Origin of the sequence: Pseudomonas sp. SBB6, from assembly GCF_024213215.1 — a bacterium.
GTDB classification, from domain to species: domain Bacteria; phylum Pseudomonadota; class Gammaproteobacteria; order Pseudomonadales; family Pseudomonadaceae; genus Aquipseudomonas; species Aquipseudomonas donghuensis.
The window spans coordinates 124,557-141,557 of sequence record NZ_JANAVH010000003.1 but is presented as its reverse complement, the minus strand read 5'-3'; the positions used below and the strand labels follow the sequence as shown (position 1 = coordinate 141,557).

Below are 17,001 nucleotides of genomic sequence, written 5' to 3'. Positions count from 1 at the left end.
GGACCCCGCCATGAGCCGTATCTTTGCTGACAACGCGCATTCCATCGGCAATACGCCGCTGGTGCAGATCAACCGCATCGCCCCCCGCGGCGTCACCGTGCTGGCCAAGATCGAGGGCCGTAACCCCGGTTATTCGGTCAAGTGCCGGATCGGTGCGAACATGATCTGGGACGCTGAAAGCAGCGGCAAACTCAAGCCGGGCATGACCATCGTCGAACCGACCTCGGGCAACACCGGCATCGGCCTGGCCTTTGTTGCCGCCGCCCGGGGTTACAAGCTGCTGCTGACCATGCCGGCGTCGATGAGCATCGAGCGGCGCAAGGTACTCAAGGCCCTGGGTGCGGAGCTGGTGCTCACGGAGCCGGCCAAGGGCATGAAAGGCGCGATCGAAAAAGCCAATGAAATCGTCGCCGGCGATCCATCGGCGCACTTCCTGCCTGGCCAGTTCGAGAACCCGGCCAACCCGGCGATCCATGAGAAGACCACCGGCCCGGAAATCTGGAACGATACCGACGGCGCGGTCGATGTGCTGGTCGCCGGTGTCGGCACCGGCGGCACCATTACCGGGGTGTCGCGCTACATCAAGCAGACCCAGGGCAAGGCGATTCTCTCGGTAGCGGTCGAGCCGATCGTCTCGCCGGTGATCACCCAGGCCCGTGCCGGTGAAGAGATCAAGCCCAACCCGCACAAGATCCAGGGCATCGGTGCCGGTTTTGTGCCAAAGAACCTCGACTTGAGCATGGTCGATCAGGTCGAGCTGGTCAGTGACGAGGAGTCCAAGGCCATGGCCCTGCGCCTGATGCAGGAAGAGGGCATCCTCTGCGGTATTTCCTCCGGAGCGGCCATGGCTGCGGCGGTGCGCCTGGCGGAAAAGCCGGAGATGCAGGGCAAGACCATCGTCGTGATTCTGCCGGATTCTGGTGAGCGTTACCTGTCGAGCATGCTGTTTTCCGACCTGTTCACCGAACAGGAAAACCAGCAGTAAGTCGCGGCGGCGCTGATCCCGGGCAATAACCGGCGCCGCTGTTTGTTGCACAATCCTTAACACTGATTCCCGGTCCCGCAGGTTTTCACCGGGACCGGATCGGTTAATATGTTCGATTAATTCGGCAGTGATGGCCTGATCGAAATTCCAAGGAGTGTTGCATGACTTTTTCCTTTGTCGCCAAGGCAGGTGTATTGCTGCTGTTTTTCGGCAGCACGTTGTATGTGCACCTGCGCGGCAAGGCGCGTTTGCCAATGTTGCGCCAGTTCGTCAACCATTCGGCGCTGTTTGCCCCTTACAACGCCCTGATGTACCTGTTTTCCGGTGTGCCGTCCAGACCTTACCTGGACCGCCAGCGCTTCCCCGAGCTCGACGTGCTCAAGGACAACTGGGAAGTGATCCGCGAAGAGGCCATGCACCTGTTCGACGAGGGTTACATCCGCGCAGCCGAGAAAGACAACGACGCCGGCTTCGGCTCGTTCTTCAAGAAGGGCTGGAAACGTTTTTACCTGAAGTGGTACGACAAGCCGCTGCCCTCGGCCGAGGCGCTGTGCCCCAAGACCGTCGAACTGGTCAACAGCATCCCCAACGTCAAGGGTGCGATGTTCGCCTTGCTGCCCGGCGGCAGCCACCTGAACCCGCACCGCGATCCGTTTGCCGGCTCCCTGCGTTATCACCTGGGCCTGTCGACACCGAACTCCGACGATTGCCGGATCTACGTCGATGGCCAGGTGTATGCCTGGCGCGACGGTGAAGACGTGATGTTCGACGAAACCTATGTGCACTGGGTCAAGAACGAAACCGAAACCACCCGGGTGATCCTGTTCTGCGACGTCGAGCGGCCGCTCAACAGCCCGCTGATGACCCGCATCAACCGCAAGGTCAGTGCGTTCCTCGGCCGCGCCACCGCGCCGCAGAACACCGATGACGAGCGCGTGGGCGGCATCAACCAGGCCTATGCCTGGAGCAAGCGCTTCAGCAACGTCATCAGCAACCGGGTCAAGCAGTTCAAGCGGGCCAACCCCAAGGCCTACCGGGTGTTGCGTCCGGTGCTGGCGGTGGTGGTTGCCTATCTGCTGTACCGCTGGTTGTTCTGATGGTTTCGGGCCGCTTTGCGGCCCATCGCCGGCAAGGCCGGCTCCCACAATGGATCTGCATTCACCACCGACTTGCCAGCCTGAAACAGGCTGGTCTATAGTCTCCCCACTTCACCTCATCGAAGACCTGCTCATGCCAGCGTCCTGCCCATCCACCGTATTCGCTACCGCGCCTGACGCGGTTGTCGTTGTGCGTGGGAATCAGCAGCCGGCCATGATCAGTCACTACCCACCACCTGTCAGTAGCGTGGTCGTGTGCGTCGTCGCACCGCCAGCGGTGGTAGTGCTGGGCTAAGCGGCCAATCGCTGCGTCCCCACACACCTGCACCCTACTGAATACGGTTGGCTGCCCCTCGCGGGTAGCACCGTTCGGCTTATCTGCCCGAATTACAGGTGGCATTCATGTCTGTTCTATCGAAACAATCCGTGGTCTCGGCGGCCACTACCAGCCTGTTCGTCCTGCTCTGGAGTAGCGGGGCGATCGTCTCCAAGCTTGGCTTGGCTCACGCCAGCCCCTTTGCCTTCCTGCTGCTGCGTTCGGCCCTGGCCCTGGCGGCCCTGCTGTTGCTCAGCCCGTTGCTCAAGTTGCACTGGCCGCGCACCCGTGCGGCGGTGTTGCAAGCCCTGGCCACCGGTTGCGTGCTGCTCGGCGCCTATCAGATTTTCTACCTGCTGGCGCTCAACACCCACGTCACTCCCGGGGTCATGGCCACGGTCATGGGCGTGCAACCGATCCTCACCGTGGTGCTGATGGAGCGCCAGCGTTCCTGGAGCCGGTTGTTCGGCCTGGGCCTGGGCTTGAGCGGCTTGATCATGGTGGTCTACCAAAGCATCAACCTCGGTGGGGTGTCGCTGGCCGGGATGCTGTTTGCCTTGCTGGCGCTGATGAGCATGACCTTTGGTTCGATCATGCAAAAGCGCATCACCAGTAACCCCATGGGCACCTTGCCACTGCAATACCTTGCCGGGCTGATGATGTGTGCAGTATTTGCGCCGTTTCAGCCGCTGCAGGTGGAACTGACCGACAGCTTCATCGGCGCCTTGTTGTGGATGGGGCTGGTGGTGTCGCTGCTGGCGACCTTGCTGTTGTACCGGTTGATCGCCAAGGGCAACCTGGTCAATGTCACCAGCCTGTTCTACCTGGTGCCGGCCGTCACTGCGGTGATGGACTACCTGATCTTCGGCAACCGCCTGGCGGCGCTCAGCGTGTTGGGCATGGGGCTGATCGTCATTGGCCTGCTGTTCGTGTTCCGCAAGCCCGCTGCCGCGCAGGCACAACTGCAAGCTGACTAGCACTGCTGACCGCCCGGCAAAGCGCCGGGCGGCAAGCCTGCGCCCTCAGGGATGCGCATTAACCTGTCAGGCGCGAACCGGCTTGCCAACCGCCGCAGGCTTGAGCACCAGCCACAACGCCACGGCAATCAACAGCCCGCCGTACAGATGCGCCAGCGACAACGGCTCATCCAGCAGCCAGGCGCCCCACAGCACACCGAAGGCCGGGATCATGAAGGTCACAGTGCTGGATTTGACCGGGCCTATCTCGCTGATCAGGCGGAAGTAAAGGATGTAGGCAAAGGCGGTACACACCAGCCCCAGGCCCAGCAACGACCCCCACACCTCCCAACCGCCCCAGCTTGCCGGTGGCTGGGTCAGCACGCTGTAGCCGAACAACGGTAACAACAGCAAGGTCGCGCCCATCATGCTGCCCAGCGCCGACAAGCGGCTGTCGAGGCCGCCCTGGTGATCGAGCCAGCGCCGGGCCAGAAAGCCGGCCAGGCCATAGCAGGCGGTTGCCGCCAGGCACGAGAGGGCGCCTTGCAGCAGTTTCGCGTCAAACGCCACCGGGCCCGCGCCACTGAGTATGCCGACACCGAACAAACCCAGGAAAATGCCGCTGAGCTTGGCCAGGGTCAGCGGTTCACGAAAGCACAGCGCGCCAATCAGCACGCCCATCAACGGCGTGGTGGCATTGAAGATCGCCGAGTAACCGGCCGGCAGCACTTGCGCCGCCACTGAATAAAGCGTGGCTGGAATCCCTGAGTTGATCATGCCCAGCACCAGGCAGGCCCTGAGCTTGCCGTTGAAGTCCCAGCGCACCCGCAGCAGGGCAAGAATCACCAGCAGGCCGAGGCAGGCGATGGAAACGCGGAAAAACGCTGTGGGCAGGGTGCCAAGCACCGGCGCGATGATGCGCATGAACAAAAAGCTCGCCCCCCAGACAGCAGCAAGTATCAACAGGCGGGTAATGGCGATGGGGCTCATGGGGCTCTCCGGATCCTTTGGGGCAGGGCGCGAGTTTACGTTACAACCCGGGCCGCGCTCTCTCCCTTTCTTGCGCTTGAATTCCGCGCTCGGCGAGTTTGGCCGATACACCCGCGCCAACAGGCTTTCCCTGCCCGTGGCGACTGGCTAAGCTCAGGCTTTGACATTCCCGCAGAGGTCTGACGTATGCCCCAGCAATGGCCGGCCGCCGATATCGCCCGGATGATCCTCGATGGCTTCGACGATTATCGTGAACATTTTCGGCAGATCACCGACGGCGCCCGCGAGCGGTTCGAACAGGCCCAGTGGCAACAGACCCAAAGCGCCTCGGCGGCGCGCATCAACCTCTATGAGGAAAAGGTCAGCGAGGTCAGTGGCTGGCTGCGTCAGGGTTTCGAGGACGAGGTGCTGCTCGACGTCTCGCTGTGGCCGCTGGTCAAGAGTGCCTATATCGGCCTGATCGACCCGCGCCTGGACGATGAACTGTCGGAGACCTGGTACAACTCGATCTTCTGCAGCCTGTTCAGCCATGACCTGATCAGCGATGGCTGCATGTTCATCCACACCACCCGGCCATCGCTGCGCAGCCACGAGCGGGCGGCTCAAACCCGAATCTATCGGCCGCAAAGCGGCCTTAGCGCGTTGCTGGCGCAGGTCTTTGCCGACTACCGCTTCGATGTGCCGTACGCGGACCTTGCCGATGACCTGGCGCGCCTTGACGCGCAGCTGCGGGAAAACCTGCCGGACTGGGTGTGCAAGGACCCGGCCCTGGCCGTCGAGCTGTTTTCCCCGGTGCTGTACCGCAACAAGGGCGCCTACCTGGTCGGGCGCCTGTACACCCAGGACGAGCAATGGCCGCTGGTGATCCCGCTGTTGCACCGCGAAGGCCACGGCATCGAGATCGACGCGCTGATCACCGACGAAGCCGAGGTGTCGATCATCTTCTCCTTCACCCGTTCCTACTTCATGGTCGATGTGCCGGTGCCGGCCGAGTTCGTCGGTTTTCTCAAGCGCATCCTGCCGGGCAAGCACATCGCCGAGCTGTATACCTCGATCGGTTTCTACAAACACGGCAAATCGGAGTTCTACCGGGCCCTGATCAACCACCTGGCCGGCACCGATGACCGTTTCATCATGGCCCCGGGCGTGCGTGGCATGGTCATGAGCGTGTTTACCCTGCCGGGCTTCAACACCGTGTTCAAGATCATCAAGGACCGCTTCTCGCCGTCCAAGAGCGTCGATCGCGCCACGGTGATCGAAAAGTACCGCCTGGTAAAAAGCGTCGACCGCGTCGGGCGCATGGCCGATACCCAGGAGTTTGCCGATTTTCGCTTCCCCCTGAGCAAGTTCGAGCCCGAGTGCCTGGCCGAACTGCTGGAAGTGGCGCCGTCCACCGTCGAAGTACACGGTGACACGGTGCTGATCCGCCACTGCTGGACCGAACGGCGCATGACCCCGCTCAACCTCTACCTGGAAAACGCCAACGACGCCCAGGTGCGCGAGGCCCTGGAGGACTACGGCCTGGCCATCAAGCAACTGGCGGCGGCGAATATCTTTCCGGGTGACATGCTGTTGAAGAACTTCGGCGTTACCCGCCACGGGCGCGTGGTGTTCTACGACTACGACGAGATCTGCTTTCTCACCGAGGTGAACTTCCGCTACATCCCGCCGCCGCGTTTCCCCGAGGATGAAATGGCCTCCGAGCCTTGGTATTCGATAGGGCCGTTGGATGTGTTTCCCGAGGAGTTCCCGCCGTTCCTGTTTGCCGATAGCGGTCAACGCCGCTTGTTCAGCCAGTTGCATGGCGAGTTGTACGATGCCGATTACTGGAAGAGCCTGCAGGCGGCGATCCGCGGCGGCAAGGTGATCGACGTGTTCCCGTATCGGCGCAAGTGCCGGGAAAGCTGAACACTGTGGGAGCTGGCTTGCCAGCGATCGAGCGCGAAGCGCTCGTAATCCAGGCGCCGCCTGCAGTGCAGGCTGTACTGGCCTCATCGCTGGCAAGCCAGCTCCCACAGGGGTTATGAGATGATTTCAAGCGTTCACCCCTCCAAGCACTTCAACTCGCTGAAACTCTGCCGCACCTGCCCAAGCTTCTGTCCCATGTACTGGCGCTGCTGCTCGCTGCTCTGCGCCATCACATCCACCAGCAACCGCCGCGCCTCCTGCTCGGTACGCTGGAAGGCTCTCCGGTACTCCGGGGTCCACAGGCTATCGCGTTTCTTCAGGAGGATTTCCAGGCGCGGCTCGAAGGTGTCGCTGTGGCGCTGGTCCATCGCCGCGCTGAACTGCGCCTGCCAATGGGCACGATTGGCAATCCACTGGCGATTCTGCTCGCCCAGGCCCTGGGACCAGGTCATGACCCGCAACTTCTGTTGCGGGCTGAGCTCGCCCAGCCAGGTGCTCAGACGCTTTTCCATGCGCTCTGCGCGGCGTTCGATCTGCCGCGCCAACGGCGTATTGACGTACTTGGCCTGACGTTCGCGGATGTCCTCGGCAAACGCCTCGCGCATTTCCCGCACCTGATCGTCGTCCATGCTGCGCAACAGCTCGGCCGCCGAGGGGGTGATCTGGTCGGCGACCTTGGCGATCGCTTGCCGGGCTTGCTGGGTGCGCACCTGCAGTTGCTGGTCGGTTACCGCATTATTGGCGACCATCGCCTGGATTTCGTCGATCCAGGTCAGGTAATCGGGCAATTGCGTACGACAATGCCAGGCCAGTTGCTGTTTGAGCCGATCGTTGAGCCAGGTCTTCTGCTGGCGGTTCATGCTCAGGTAGTCGTTCAGCGACCAGGGCACCAGCATGTCGAGGTTGCGGTAGGCCAGGTCGATTCGGTTGCAGGCGACCACCAGCAAGGCCGATATCACCAGCAACAGAACGGTGCGCAGGTACTTGGACAGGCTGGCGTACATGAGCGAATCCTTGCGAAGGCTTGCTTGTCTTTATAGAACAGGCCAGGCCCGCACGGTTCATTTTGCTGACAGGCCGTCATCGGCAACCGGGCGCAATCGCCGCGTGAGGTGTAGAATGCCCCGCTCGCAACGAGGATTTCCGGAAATGGCTTTAGTTGGGCGTTACAACACTTTGCAAGTGGTCAAGCACACAGACTTCGGTCTGTACCTGGACGGCGGGGCGGACGGCGAAATCCTGCTGCCTAACCGTTACATCCCCAAGGACACGCCCACCGAGGTCGAAGACTGGCTGAACGTCTTCGTCTACCTCGACAGCGAAGACAAGCTGATCGCCACCACGGAAAAGACCAAGTTGCAGGTGGGTGACTTCGCCAGCCTCAAGGTCAAGGAAATCAACAGCATCGGCATTTTCCTCGACTGGGGCCTGCCCAAAGACCTGCTGATGCCGTACTCCGAAGAAAAACGCCAGATGAAGGCCGGCGAGTACTGCGTGGTGCACGCTTACCTCGACAAGCGCACCCGCCGCATCACCGCCACCGCGCGTCTGGACCGTTACCTGGACAAGGTGCCGGCGAACTACAAGGTTGGCCAGGAGGTTGACTTGCTGGTGGTCGAAGAAACCCCGATGGGCTTCAAGGCGATCATCAACAACAAGCACTGGGGCCTGATTCACAAGAATGAAGTGTTCAAGTTCCTGCGTTCGGGCAAGCAGGAGAAGGGCTACATCAAGGAACTGCGCAGCGACGGCAAGATCGCCCTGAGCCTGCAGCCCATCGGCCAGGACCTGGCCAACAGCCTGCACGACAAGATCCTCGCCAAGCTCAAGGACGCCAACGGCGTGCTGCCGGTCAGCGACAAGAGCGACCCGCAGTTGATCAGCGACCTGTTCGGGGTCAGCAAGGGCAACTTCAAGAAGGCCATCGGCGCCTTGTACAAGGATGGCCGCATCGTCATCCACGCCGACCGCATCGAACTGGCCTGATCAGACCTGCTTGAAGCCTGCGAAATTCAGGTTTTCACCGCCTGGGCGCAGGTCTTTGAGCAGCGAATCGCGATCGGCACTCAGCGCCAGGCTGATGGTCGAGCGGCGCTTGCCCGGGTGGCGGATTTCCATTTTTTCCAGATGGGCCTGCAGGTAGTTCACCGGCACCTTCAAATGCTGCAACTCGTCAGTTTGCGGGGTGTGCAGCAGCAGGTTGACCCAGTCGGGCTGGCCCTTGCGCAGCAGTTTCACCGGCACATCGAACCACCACAGGCTGCGCTTGGTGTCGAGCACGGCAAACAGGGTGTTGTCGCTGTTGAGCACTGGTCGTTCCAGTTCCTGGTTGCGGCGGGCAATGGCGGTGGGTTTGTCGAGTTTCATGCAGGTTCCTACGGGTGACGCTTGAAAGGTCGCTTATTGTGCTGGCAACTCGATGAAACATAAAGCGACGTTACTCGCCGGCGTATCGATTGCCCCAAAGGCATGGCTAACGAGGCCGTTGGCAAGGTCAAGGATGCGCTGCAGAAGCCTTGAACCCTGAGAACACGGACAGGACGACGGCCATCTTCGGGTGGCCGTTGTGCTATCTGCCGTAATCAATCGCAACTTTGAGGCGATCGTCGATTAGACTTCAGGACGTACCTGCCTGATGAGTGCTGTGAGGAGCCCGCCAATGACCCTCGAGCGGCGAAAGGAGACGCTATGATTTTCCCCGACCTGCGCGGCTTGCCGTTGCACCGTGTGCTGGTGCGCACGGTCAAGGAATTTCTCGATGACGAGATGTCCACCTATGCCTCGGCGCTGGCCTACCAGATGCTGTTTTCGTTGTTTCCCTTCCTGCTGTTCCTGATCGCCCTGATCGGCTTCCTGCATTTACCGGACTTTTTCTCCTGGTTGCGCCTGCAGTCGGAACTGGTATTGCCGCCCCAGGCGCTGGAGCAGGTCAACCCGGTGATCGACCAGTTGCAGCAGTCCAAGGGCGGTTTGCTCTCGGTGGGTATCGTCATTGCCCTGTGGACCGCATCGGCCGGTGTGCGGTTGATGATGAGCGCGATGAACGCAGCTTACGACGTGGTCGAGGGGCGCCCGGTGTGGAAGCGCTTTCCGCTGTCGGTGATCTACACCGTCGGCATCGCCGGCATGCTCCTGGCTGCCGCCGCTCTGATGGTGCTGGGGCCGCAGGTGATGGAGTGGATTGCCTCGCAGATCGGCATGCAGGAGTTCATCGTCACCCTGTGGACCGTGCTGCGCTGGCCGGCGATCATCATCCTGATGATGGTTGCGGTGGCGTTGATCTATTACGTCATGCCCGATGTGAAGCAGACATTTCGCTTGATTACCCCGGGCTCGGTGCTGGCGGTGGTGGTGTGGATCATCGCTTCGCTGGGCTTTGGGTACTACGTCAAGACCTTCGCTGACTACAACGCCATGTACGGCAGTATCGGAGCGATCATTGTCCTGCTGTTGTACTTCTATATTTCCGCTGCCGTCTTGCTGTTGGGCGCGGAGATGAATGCGGTGATCGAACGCATGTCGGAGGAAAGCAAAGACCCCGGCGAAAAAGACGTTGATGGCGTCGCCCATGAGCATGAAAAAATGCATGTCTCCGGGCTTGGCCGTGATCATTCGCTTGATCATCAAACCACACCTGCCAGCGAACCCCTGAGTCGAAGCCATGATTCATGACATCCTGAAAATGGGCGATGAGCGCTTGCTGCGCATCGCCCCGCCCGTGCCGCAACACATGATCGGCAGCGTCGAGCTTGAGCGGCTGATCGCCGATATGTTCGAAACCATGGAGCATGTCGGCGGGGTGGGCCTGGCCGCGCCGCAGATCGGTGTCGACCTGCAATTGGTGATCTTCGGCTTCGAGCGCAGCGAACGCTATCCGGAGGCCGAGGCGGTGCCGCGGACCATTCTGCTCAACCCGCTGATCACGCCGTTGAGCACCGAGGTCGAGGATGGCTGGGAAGGCTGCCTGTCAGTGCCGGGGCTGCGTGGCGTGGTGCCGCGCTACCAGCGGATTCGCTACGAAGGCGTTGACCCGCAGGGGCAGCCAATTGTGCGCAACGCCGAGGGCTTTCATGCCCGGGTGGTGCAGCATGAATGCGATCACCTGATCGGCCGCCTTTACCCCTCGCGCATCCACGACTTCAGCCGCTTCGGTTATACCGAGGTGCTGTTCCCCGGGCTGGACCCGGCCAGCGACGACTGACCCCGCAGCATTGCCAACAGGGGCTTGCTGCGCTGGTAGCGGGCCAGGCGCTCGGCCAAGGACGCGGGCAGGGCGTCGGTGCTGCTGAACGCCTGGCGGGCATAGAAGCCCTCCAGGGCCGGGTGGCAGAACAGCCAGATATTCCCTGGCAACTCGGCCGCTGCCGCTTCGATCAGTTGGCGGGCGACCTGCTGGCCGCGCCAGGCGGGGGCGACGAACACGCCGGTCAGCCAATGGCCGCCGGGCACGTCACTCAGGCACAACGCCGCGACGATTTCCTCGGCCCTGGCCACCCACAGCTGGCCCTGGGCAACCGCGCGCATGGGCGAACCGTGGTTTCGGTAGAATTTATTCAGCAAGGGCCGCTCGGGCGCAAGCAGCCGGCAGTAGCGTAATCGGGTCACTGGTTTGATCTGGCAAAGGCTCTACACCGGGCTTTTACACCGGAAGGCAAAAACTGTCGAGAGCGTTGTACCGAGGCTATTGTTGCAAAAGCAGTAACAGTGAATGTCCGGCTTCGTGATTTAACCGCCCGAAGTACCTTGTAAACTAACCACATCCCACGCAGAAAGTTACAGTGGGGTCGGTACTTCGTGTTATGTCCCCTTGTTTGATATAACAACTTCTCCGCGCCGTTCAAGGTAAATGAAGTCAATCGAGTAGTTTGATTGCTTTGCAGGCCTATTATCATGAAACGCTTATTTGCACTTGCCCTGGTGGCTGTTTCTTCGTTCGCCCTGGCGGATGAAATCAATACTGCGGCTGCGCAACCTGTTGTTGAACAGTATGACTACAGCAGCAACCTGGATATTGCCAAAGTCATCAGTTTGTCGACCATTCCCAATGTTTGTGAAGTGGTACCGGCAACCATGACCTACGAAGACCACCAGGGGCAGCGCCACACCATCGAGTACCGCGCCATGGGTGACGGCTGCAGCAACGGCTGATACCGTTCGGCACCTCTGGGTTGCGCATTGCAGGGCTTGAGCTAGGGTCAATCGTGTCCAGGGTGGACAGTTTTCCTATCTCACACGGAGTGAATGCAATGAACAGCCCTGAGAAAAACTTGCGGCACGGCCGCGTTATTTCACCGGCCAGCCGTGGTTCCAAGACCGTTGAACTGGGATTGCTCGGCAACTGGCAAGTCAATGAAATGGAAGGCGGTAAAAACTTCCCAAGTTTGGTGGCCGGGCCGGTGCCTGCGCCCTTCCAGACGGATGCCCCCAGTGTCGTGCCACCCGCGGATGGATATATTCTAAGTGGTGGCAAACAGGACGCTCGCGACGTCGTCAATTACACGAACGCGGAAATGTCCGCCAAACTCGGCAAACCCTTTAACTGGCCGTTGTTGAATGTGACGCCAGGCCAGACCTTTCAGGTGAAGTGGGAATATACCGCAGCACATACCACCCGGGGCTATCGCTGGTTTATTACCAAAGATGGCTGGGATGTGAACAAGCGCGTCAGTCGCGCCCAGCTCGAGGCTGCGCCGTTTGCCGAAGACCTCTATCCCTACACGCCGTATTACGAGCATAAGGACAAGCTCAAGGCCAAGGTCGAACACGAGGTCAAGCTACCCACCAACAAGCACGGCCATCATGTGATCGTCCTGCTGTGGCTGGTCGCCGATACCGGCAACGCCTTCTACCAGGCCTTCGACGTCAACTTCCAGTAACCCGCCTCACTGGCTCTCGCGCGCCAGTAGCTCACGCTTGCGCTCCACGCCCCAGCGGTAGCCCGAGAGGTTGCCATCGCTGCGCACCACCCGGTGACACGGGATGGCCACAGCCAGGGCGTTGGCCGCGCAGGCCTGGGCCACGGCGCGTACCGCCCTGGGGGAGCCAATCCGCTGGGCGATCTCGGCATAGCTGGCAGTGCTGCCGGCCGGAATCGCCCGCAATGCCTGCCAGACCCGCTCCTGGAACGCTGTGCCGCGCAGGTCCAGTGGCAAATCCAGGCCGATGCCCGGCACTTCGATAAAGCCCACGACCCTGGCCACCAGGGTTTCGAACCCGGCGTCGCCACCGATCAGGTTGGCCTTGGGAAACTTGTCTTGCAGGTCATTGAGCAGCGCCTGCGGGTCGTCACCGAGCAGGATTGCGCAGATCCCCCGTTCGCTCTGCGCCACCAGAATCGCCCCCAACGAACACTGGCCGATGGCAAAGCGGATGTCGGTGTTGGCGCCACCGTCACGATAGGTGCCCGGGGTCATGCCCAGGCGGGCATTGCTCGATTCGTAGAAGCGGCTGTTGGAGTTGAACCCGGCCTCGTACAAGGCGTCGGTGACCGTTGCCGACTGCTGCAATTGAGCGCGTACCTTGCGCGCACGGTGGGCCGAGGCGTAAGCCTTGGGCGTCAGCCCGGTCACCGCCTTGAACACCCGGTGAAAGTGGAACGGACTCATCTTCAGCTGTTCGGCCAGCTGGTTCAGGCTCGGCGCCGGGTCGGCGCTTTCAATCAAGGCACAGGCGCGGGTGACCTGGGCCCGGTGCTGTTCGGCGACATGGGTCTGGTCGGCGCCGCGGCGTTTGCTCGGCCGGTAGCCGGCGGCTTCGGCCTGTTCGGCGCTGTCGAAGAACTCGACATTGTCGATGCGCGGCAGGCGCGAGGTGCTGCTCGGCCGGCAGTACACACCGGTGGTGCGCACGGCGTAGACAAAGGCCTGGTCAGCGGCCGGGTCGCGGGCCAGGATGGCCTGCCAGCGCGGGTCGGACTCGCTGATCCGTGGTTTGCCGGTACTCATGACGGGGTGCTCCTGGCGTTGATCGATGGGTTCAGGCTACGGCTGCGGCTCACGGGAAAAACTCCGGGTCTTGCGTTCAAACTCGCTTGGCCGGTACCCGCCACAGGTACCAGGCGGCCACGGTCCGGTAAGGGCTCCAGCGCTTGCCCAGATCGATCATCTGCCGGCGCGTCGGTTGCTGCTCCAGGCTCTGCAAGCGGCGATAGCCCTCGCGTACGCCGAAGTCGTCGGCCGGCAGGATGTCCATGCGCTCCAGGGTATAGATCAGCAGCATCTCGACAGTCCAGCGACCGACCCCACGCAGGTTGACCAGGCGCTCGATCAGCGCTTCATCCGCCAGTGCCGAGGCCTGTTGATAGTCCGGCACCAGCCCTTCGACCCGTGCCCGGGCGATGCCCTGGATGGTCGCCAGTTTGTTCGCCGAGAAGCCGCAACCGCGCAATTGCTCAGGGGGGGTTGCCAGCACCTGCTCGGGGCTGGGAAACCCGGTGTCTGGGTAAAGCGCCAGAAAGCGCCCGAGAATCGCATCGCCGGCCTTGGCGTGCAGTTGCTGGTAGGCGATGGCCCGCACCAGTGCCTGATACGGGTCGCGGGTGGGTTTGGGTTGATGCAGGCAAGGACCGACCGCCTCGATGTGCGCGGCCCATCGTCGGTCCAGTGCGGCGAGGTAGGTTTGCGCCTCGGCATACAAAGCGTGCTTGCTCATCAGGCCTCCAGCGCCTTTGCCACGTGCTCCAGTGCCTGTTTGAGTTCGGCCCGGCTACCGGCCGCCGACAGGCTGATGCGGATCGCCGCCAGGTCATGCTGTTTTACCGCAAACACGTCGCCTGGCACCACCGCCACGCCGCTGGCCCGGCAGGCCTCGGTCAAGCGTGCGGCGCTGTGCCCGGCCTTGACCCAGATGTGCGGGGAAGGCTGCTGGCTATTGACCAGGTGGCTACCCAGAATTCTGCAGGCCAGGCGCCAGCGCTGGCGGACTTCCTCGCGTTGCCAGGCCAGGCGCCTATGCGCCGTACCGTCGGCAATCCAGCGACAGGCGATCTGCAGGTTCAGCGGCGACACCTGCCAATGGGTGGCCTGGGCATGCGGGTCGACCTGCTCCAGCAATGCCGGATCAGCCACGATCCAGCCCAGGCGCAGGCCGGCGCCAACGGTTTTCGACAGGCTGCTGATCAACACGCCGCGGTGCCCGAGCAACCGCCACAGCGGTGGCTGGTCGGTCAGCGCACCGTAGACATCGTCTTCGATCACCAGCAGGTCATACCGCTCGACCACCTCGGCAATCGCCTGTTGGCGTGCGCTGCTCATGCACGCACCGGTAGGGTTGTGCAGGCTCGGGGTCAGCACCATGACGCGCGCGCCGGTAGCACGGGCGACCCGATCGAGGTCGTCCGGCACAATGCCCTGATCGTCCAGGGCGATACCATGCAGCGGCAGGCGCAATTGCCGGCAGGCGGCCTTGATGCCGGGTGCGGTGAGGGCTTCGACCAACACCGCTTCACCCGGCTGGCACAGTGACAGCAAGGTCGTGAACAACCCCTGTTGGGCGCCGCCGCACAGCAGCAGTTGCCGGTCGTTCAGTTGCAGGCCGCGATTGGCCAACCAGGCGGCGCCGTGCACACGGCCGCGCAGCAACGCTTCGGCGCTCAGGTAATGGTCCAGGCAGTCCGCCTGACCGTCCTGCAACAACGCCTGCAAGGTCGTTTCGCTGTCGCGGTTGGCCGGGTCGATCACGGGCACATTGGTCGACAGGTCGATCAGGCTTGATTGCACGTCGCGCTGCTTGAGGCGAAACAGCGTAGCCTCCTTGCTGCCGGCCAGCACATAGGTGCCACGCCCGACTTCGCCCGAGACCAAATGCCGGGCTGCAGCTTCGCGGTAGGCCTGCTGGGTGGTGCTGGGGTTGAGCCCCAGGTTCCAGGCCAGGCGTCGTTGTGGCGGCAGACGTTCACCGACTTTCAGTTCGCCGCGCTCGATGGCGGCGGCAATAGCGTCGACCAGGGCCAGGTAGCGCGGCTGGGCATCCTCGCTGAGGGTAGGGGTCCACATTTATTGTTGGCCATGCAATATAAGAATTTACCCATACAATGCGCGGCGACTAGGATCAGGTCAAATCCGATCCTGTCGAGGTGCTTCATGTTCGATCTGCCTGCCCTGCGCGATGCTGCCCGCCTGGTTCATGCCAGCGTACCCGCCACCCCGCAATATGCCTGGCCGCGCCTGGCGCAACGGCTGGGCTGCGAGGTCTGGGTCAAACATGAAAACCATGCACCGACCGGCGCCTTCAAGGTGCGCGGCGGGCTGATGTATGTGCAGTGGTTGCTGGCGCAAAAGCCGACGGTTCGCGGCCTGGTCACCGCGACCCGTGGCAACCACGGCCAGAGCATGGCGCTGGCAGCGCGCAATGCCGGGCTGCCGATCATCATCGTGGTTCCCGAGGGCAACTCGCGGGAGAAGAATGCGGCGATGCGCGCCCTTGGCGCCCAACTGGTCGAGCACGGCGCCGACTTTGACCAGGCCCGCGAAGAGGCCGCGCGCCTAGCCGAGTTGCACGGCTTTGAGAGCGTGCCGCCGTTTCACCCCGAGTTGATTCGCGGTGTCTCCACCTATGCCCTGGAGTTACTGGAGGCGGTGCACGCGCTCGATTGCGTGTACGTGCCGATCGGCATGGGCTCGGGCATCTGCGGGCTGATCCAGGCGCGCAACCTGCTTGGCCTGCGCACAGAAATCGTCGGCGTGGTGTCCAGTGCTGCGGACGCATTTGCCCAGAGCCTGGAGCAGGGCCGCATCGTCACCACCGCCACGGCCAACACCTTCGCCGACGGCATGGCCTGCCGCATGCCGTTGCCCGAAGCGTTCGAAATCATCCGCCAGCATGCCGCGCGCATCGTGCGCGTCAGCGATGAGGAAGTGGCCCAGGCCATGCGCATCTACCACGAAGACACCCACAACACCGCCGAAGGTGCAGGGGCCGCCGGGCTTGCCGCGCTGATCCAGGAGCGCGAGCGCCAGCAGGGGCGCAAGGTGGCGGTGATTCTCAGCGGGGCGAATATTGATCGGCAGCGGTATGCGCAGGTATTGGCGGGTGATTGAAAAATCCTGAATTGAAGCATTGGAAAAAGTGCTATCTTATTTTGATAGCATTTTCCGATGAACAATCGATATCGAAAGATCCTCGACAGCATCTTCCGCACACCGACCAGCGCCAGCCTGGTGTTTACCGACATCGAGGCGCTAGTGCTGTACCTGGGCGGGCAAGTGCAGGAACGTGAGGGCTCCAGGGTCAAGTTGATCCTGGGTGATCAGCTTTGGCGCTGTCACCGGCCGCACCCGGGCAAAGAGGCCAAGCGATATCAGGTGGAAGAAGCCCGCGAGTTTCTTCTACGGGCAGGAGTTCAACCATGAACACTATGAGCTACAAGGGCTACACCGCCCGAGTCGAATACGACCCACGGGACGATATTTTCGTCGGTCGTGTCCTGGGTGTGCGTGACATCATCAGCTTCCACGCCAGCGCCGTCAGGCAGTTGCACGAGGCGTTTCACCTGGCGCTGGATGACTACCTGGCCGATTGCGCCGAGCGTGGGGTCAAGCCGGAAAAACCCGCTTCCGGCAAAGTCATGCTGCGTATCAGGCCAGAAGTCCATGCCGCGGCGACCATCGCAGCTCAATCGGCAGGCAAGAGCCTCAACCAATGGGCCGATGAAGTGTTTGAGCGTGCAGCACAAGCCTGAGCAAAGGCAATTTCTTCCAATACAGCCCGGCGAAAAACCGTTTAAATAGCGCCTGCCCTCAACAGCGGTTA

At 61.9% G+C, this 17,001-nt stretch carries 19 protein-coding genes; 12 read left to right on the top strand and 7 right to left on the bottom strand.

What is annotated here, in order from left to right; genetic code table 11:
• Positions 1–10 precede the first annotated feature (10 nt).
• The 3 genes from cysK (at position 11) to NLX68_RS06725 (ending at position 3,375) form a co-directional block, all read left to right on the top strand.
• Positions 11–985 carry a cysteine synthase A gene (gene cysK, locus NLX68_RS06735; RefSeq protein WP_254283408.1) on the top strand — a complete coding sequence of 325 codons (975 nt, stop codon included), beginning with the start codon at positions 11–13 and terminating at the stop codon, positions 983–985.
• Positions 986–1,146: 161 nt separating this feature from the next.
• Positions 1,147–2,082 carry an aspartyl/asparaginyl beta-hydroxylase domain-containing protein gene (locus NLX68_RS06730; protein WP_254283407.1) on the top strand — a complete coding sequence of 312 codons (936 nt, stop codon included), beginning with the start codon at positions 1,147–1,149 and terminating at the stop codon, positions 2,080–2,082.
• Between the two features lie 402 nt (positions 2,083–2,484).
• Positions 2,485–3,375: a DMT family transporter gene (locus tag NLX68_RS06725; protein ID WP_254283406.1), complete on the top strand. Its 891-nt coding sequence runs from the start codon at positions 2,485–2,487 to the stop codon at positions 3,373–3,375.
• 66 nt (positions 3,376–3,441) lie between these two features.
• Here the strand turns inward: NLX68_RS06725 and NLX68_RS06720 are convergent, their stop codons facing one another.
• On the bottom strand, positions 3,442–4,344 hold the full coding sequence (locus tag NLX68_RS06720; protein WP_036994194.1) for a DMT family transporter: 903 nt from the start codon (positions 4,342–4,344) through the stop codon (positions 3,442–3,444).
• Between the two features lie 186 nt (positions 4,345–4,530).
• On the opposite strand from NLX68_RS06720, the gene aceK reads away from it, so the two are divergent.
• Positions 4,531–6,252: a bifunctional isocitrate dehydrogenase kinase/phosphatase gene (gene aceK, locus NLX68_RS06715; protein WP_254283405.1), complete on the top strand. Its 1,722-nt coding sequence runs from the start codon at positions 4,531–4,533 to the stop codon at positions 6,250–6,252.
• A gap of 134 nt (positions 6,253–6,386) precedes the next feature.
• Here the strand turns inward: aceK and NLX68_RS06710 are convergent, their stop codons facing one another.
• On the bottom strand, positions 6,387–7,256 hold the full coding sequence (locus tag NLX68_RS06710; RefSeq protein WP_254283404.1) for a DUF6279 family lipoprotein: 870 nt from the start codon (positions 7,254–7,256) through the stop codon (positions 6,387–6,389).
• Between the two features lie 145 nt (positions 7,257–7,401).
• Here NLX68_RS06710 and NLX68_RS06705 point away from each other — a divergent pair, with 145 nt between their 5' ends.
• A complete protein-coding gene (locus tag NLX68_RS06705; protein WP_010223103.1) occupies positions 7,402–8,238 on the top strand; it encodes a S1 RNA-binding domain-containing protein in 837 nt (278 codons plus the stop codon).
• On the opposite strand, the gene NLX68_RS06700 is transcribed toward NLX68_RS06705, so the two are convergent.
• Complete coding sequence (locus NLX68_RS06700; protein WP_254283403.1) at positions 8,239–8,619, bottom strand: hypothetical protein; 381 nt, start codon at positions 8,617–8,619, stop codon at positions 8,239–8,241.
• 321 nt (positions 8,620–8,940) lie between these two features.
• Here NLX68_RS06700 and NLX68_RS06695 point away from each other — a divergent pair, with 321 nt between their 5' ends.
• Together NLX68_RS06695 and def are read left to right on the top strand one after the other, a co-directional pair.
• A complete protein-coding gene (locus NLX68_RS06695; RefSeq protein WP_254283402.1) occupies positions 8,941–9,924 on the top strand; it encodes a YihY/virulence factor BrkB family protein in 984 nt (327 codons plus the stop codon).
• Positions 9,914–10,453, top strand: coding sequence for a peptide deformylase (gene def / locus NLX68_RS06690; protein ID WP_254283401.1), 540 nt, complete (start codon positions 9,914–9,916; stop codon positions 10,451–10,453). Before NLX68_RS06695 ends, def begins: the two co-directional genes overlap by 11 nt.
• Here def and NLX68_RS06685 read toward each other — a convergent pair.
• Positions 10,405–10,776, bottom strand: coding sequence for a GNAT family N-acetyltransferase (locus NLX68_RS06685; RefSeq protein ID WP_254283400.1), 372 nt, complete (start codon positions 10,774–10,776; stop codon positions 10,405–10,407). The genes def and NLX68_RS06685 overlap by 49 nt on opposite strands.
• A gap of 366 nt (positions 10,777–11,142) precedes the next feature.
• Here NLX68_RS06685 and NLX68_RS06680 point away from each other — a divergent pair, with 366 nt between their 5' ends.
• Positions 11,143–11,400: a DUF2790 domain-containing protein gene (locus NLX68_RS06680; protein ID WP_010223098.1), complete on the top strand. Its 258-nt coding sequence runs from the start codon at positions 11,143–11,145 to the stop codon at positions 11,398–11,400.
• A gap of 98 nt (positions 11,401–11,498) precedes the next feature.
• On the top strand, positions 11,499–12,128 hold the full coding sequence (locus tag NLX68_RS06675; protein ID WP_254283399.1) for a lytic polysaccharide monooxygenase auxiliary activity family 9 protein: 630 nt from the start codon (positions 11,499–11,501) through the stop codon (positions 12,126–12,128).
• Between the two features lie 6 nt (positions 12,129–12,134).
• Here NLX68_RS06675 and ada read toward each other — a convergent pair whose 3' ends face one another.
• From ada to NLX68_RS06660, 3 genes are all read right to left on the bottom strand, one after another.
• On the bottom strand, positions 12,135–13,196 hold the full coding sequence (gene ada, locus NLX68_RS06670; protein WP_254283398.1) for a bifunctional DNA-binding transcriptional regulator/O6-methylguanine-DNA methyltransferase Ada: 1,062 nt from the start codon (positions 13,194–13,196) through the stop codon (positions 12,135–12,137).
• A 76-nt stretch (positions 13,197–13,272) separates the two neighbouring features.
• Positions 13,273–13,902 carry a DNA-3-methyladenine glycosylase gene (locus NLX68_RS06665; RefSeq protein ID WP_254283397.1) on the bottom strand — a complete coding sequence of 210 codons (630 nt, stop codon included), beginning with the start codon at positions 13,900–13,902 and terminating at the stop codon, positions 13,273–13,275.
• Positions 13,902–15,245 (bottom strand): PLP-dependent aminotransferase family protein, encoded by a 1,344-nt coding sequence (locus NLX68_RS06660; protein ID WP_254283396.1) that lies wholly within the window; start codon positions 15,243–15,245, stop codon positions 13,902–13,904. Before NLX68_RS06660 ends, NLX68_RS06665 begins: the two co-directional genes overlap by 1 nt.
• 87 nt (positions 15,246–15,332) lie before the next feature.
• Between NLX68_RS06660 and NLX68_RS06655 the strand changes: the two genes are divergently transcribed.
• The 3 genes from NLX68_RS06655 to NLX68_RS06645 are packed head-to-tail and all read left to right on the top strand — an operon-like array spanning position 15,333 to position 16,930.
• On the top strand, positions 15,333–16,289 hold the full coding sequence (locus NLX68_RS06655; RefSeq protein WP_254283395.1) for a threonine dehydratase: 957 nt from the start codon (positions 15,333–15,335) through the stop codon (positions 16,287–16,289).
• Between the two features lie 57 nt (positions 16,290–16,346).
• Positions 16,347–16,601: a type II toxin-antitoxin system HicA family toxin gene (locus NLX68_RS06650; RefSeq protein ID WP_010223091.1), complete on the top strand. Its 255-nt coding sequence runs from the start codon at positions 16,347–16,349 to the stop codon at positions 16,599–16,601.
• Positions 16,598–16,930 carry a type II toxin-antitoxin system HicB family antitoxin gene (locus NLX68_RS06645; RefSeq protein ID WP_010223090.1) on the top strand — a complete coding sequence of 111 codons (333 nt, stop codon included), beginning with the start codon at positions 16,598–16,600 and terminating at the stop codon, positions 16,928–16,930. The genes NLX68_RS06650 and NLX68_RS06645 overlap by 4 nt, the downstream gene beginning before the upstream one ends.
• Positions 16,931–17,001 lie beyond the last annotated feature (71 nt).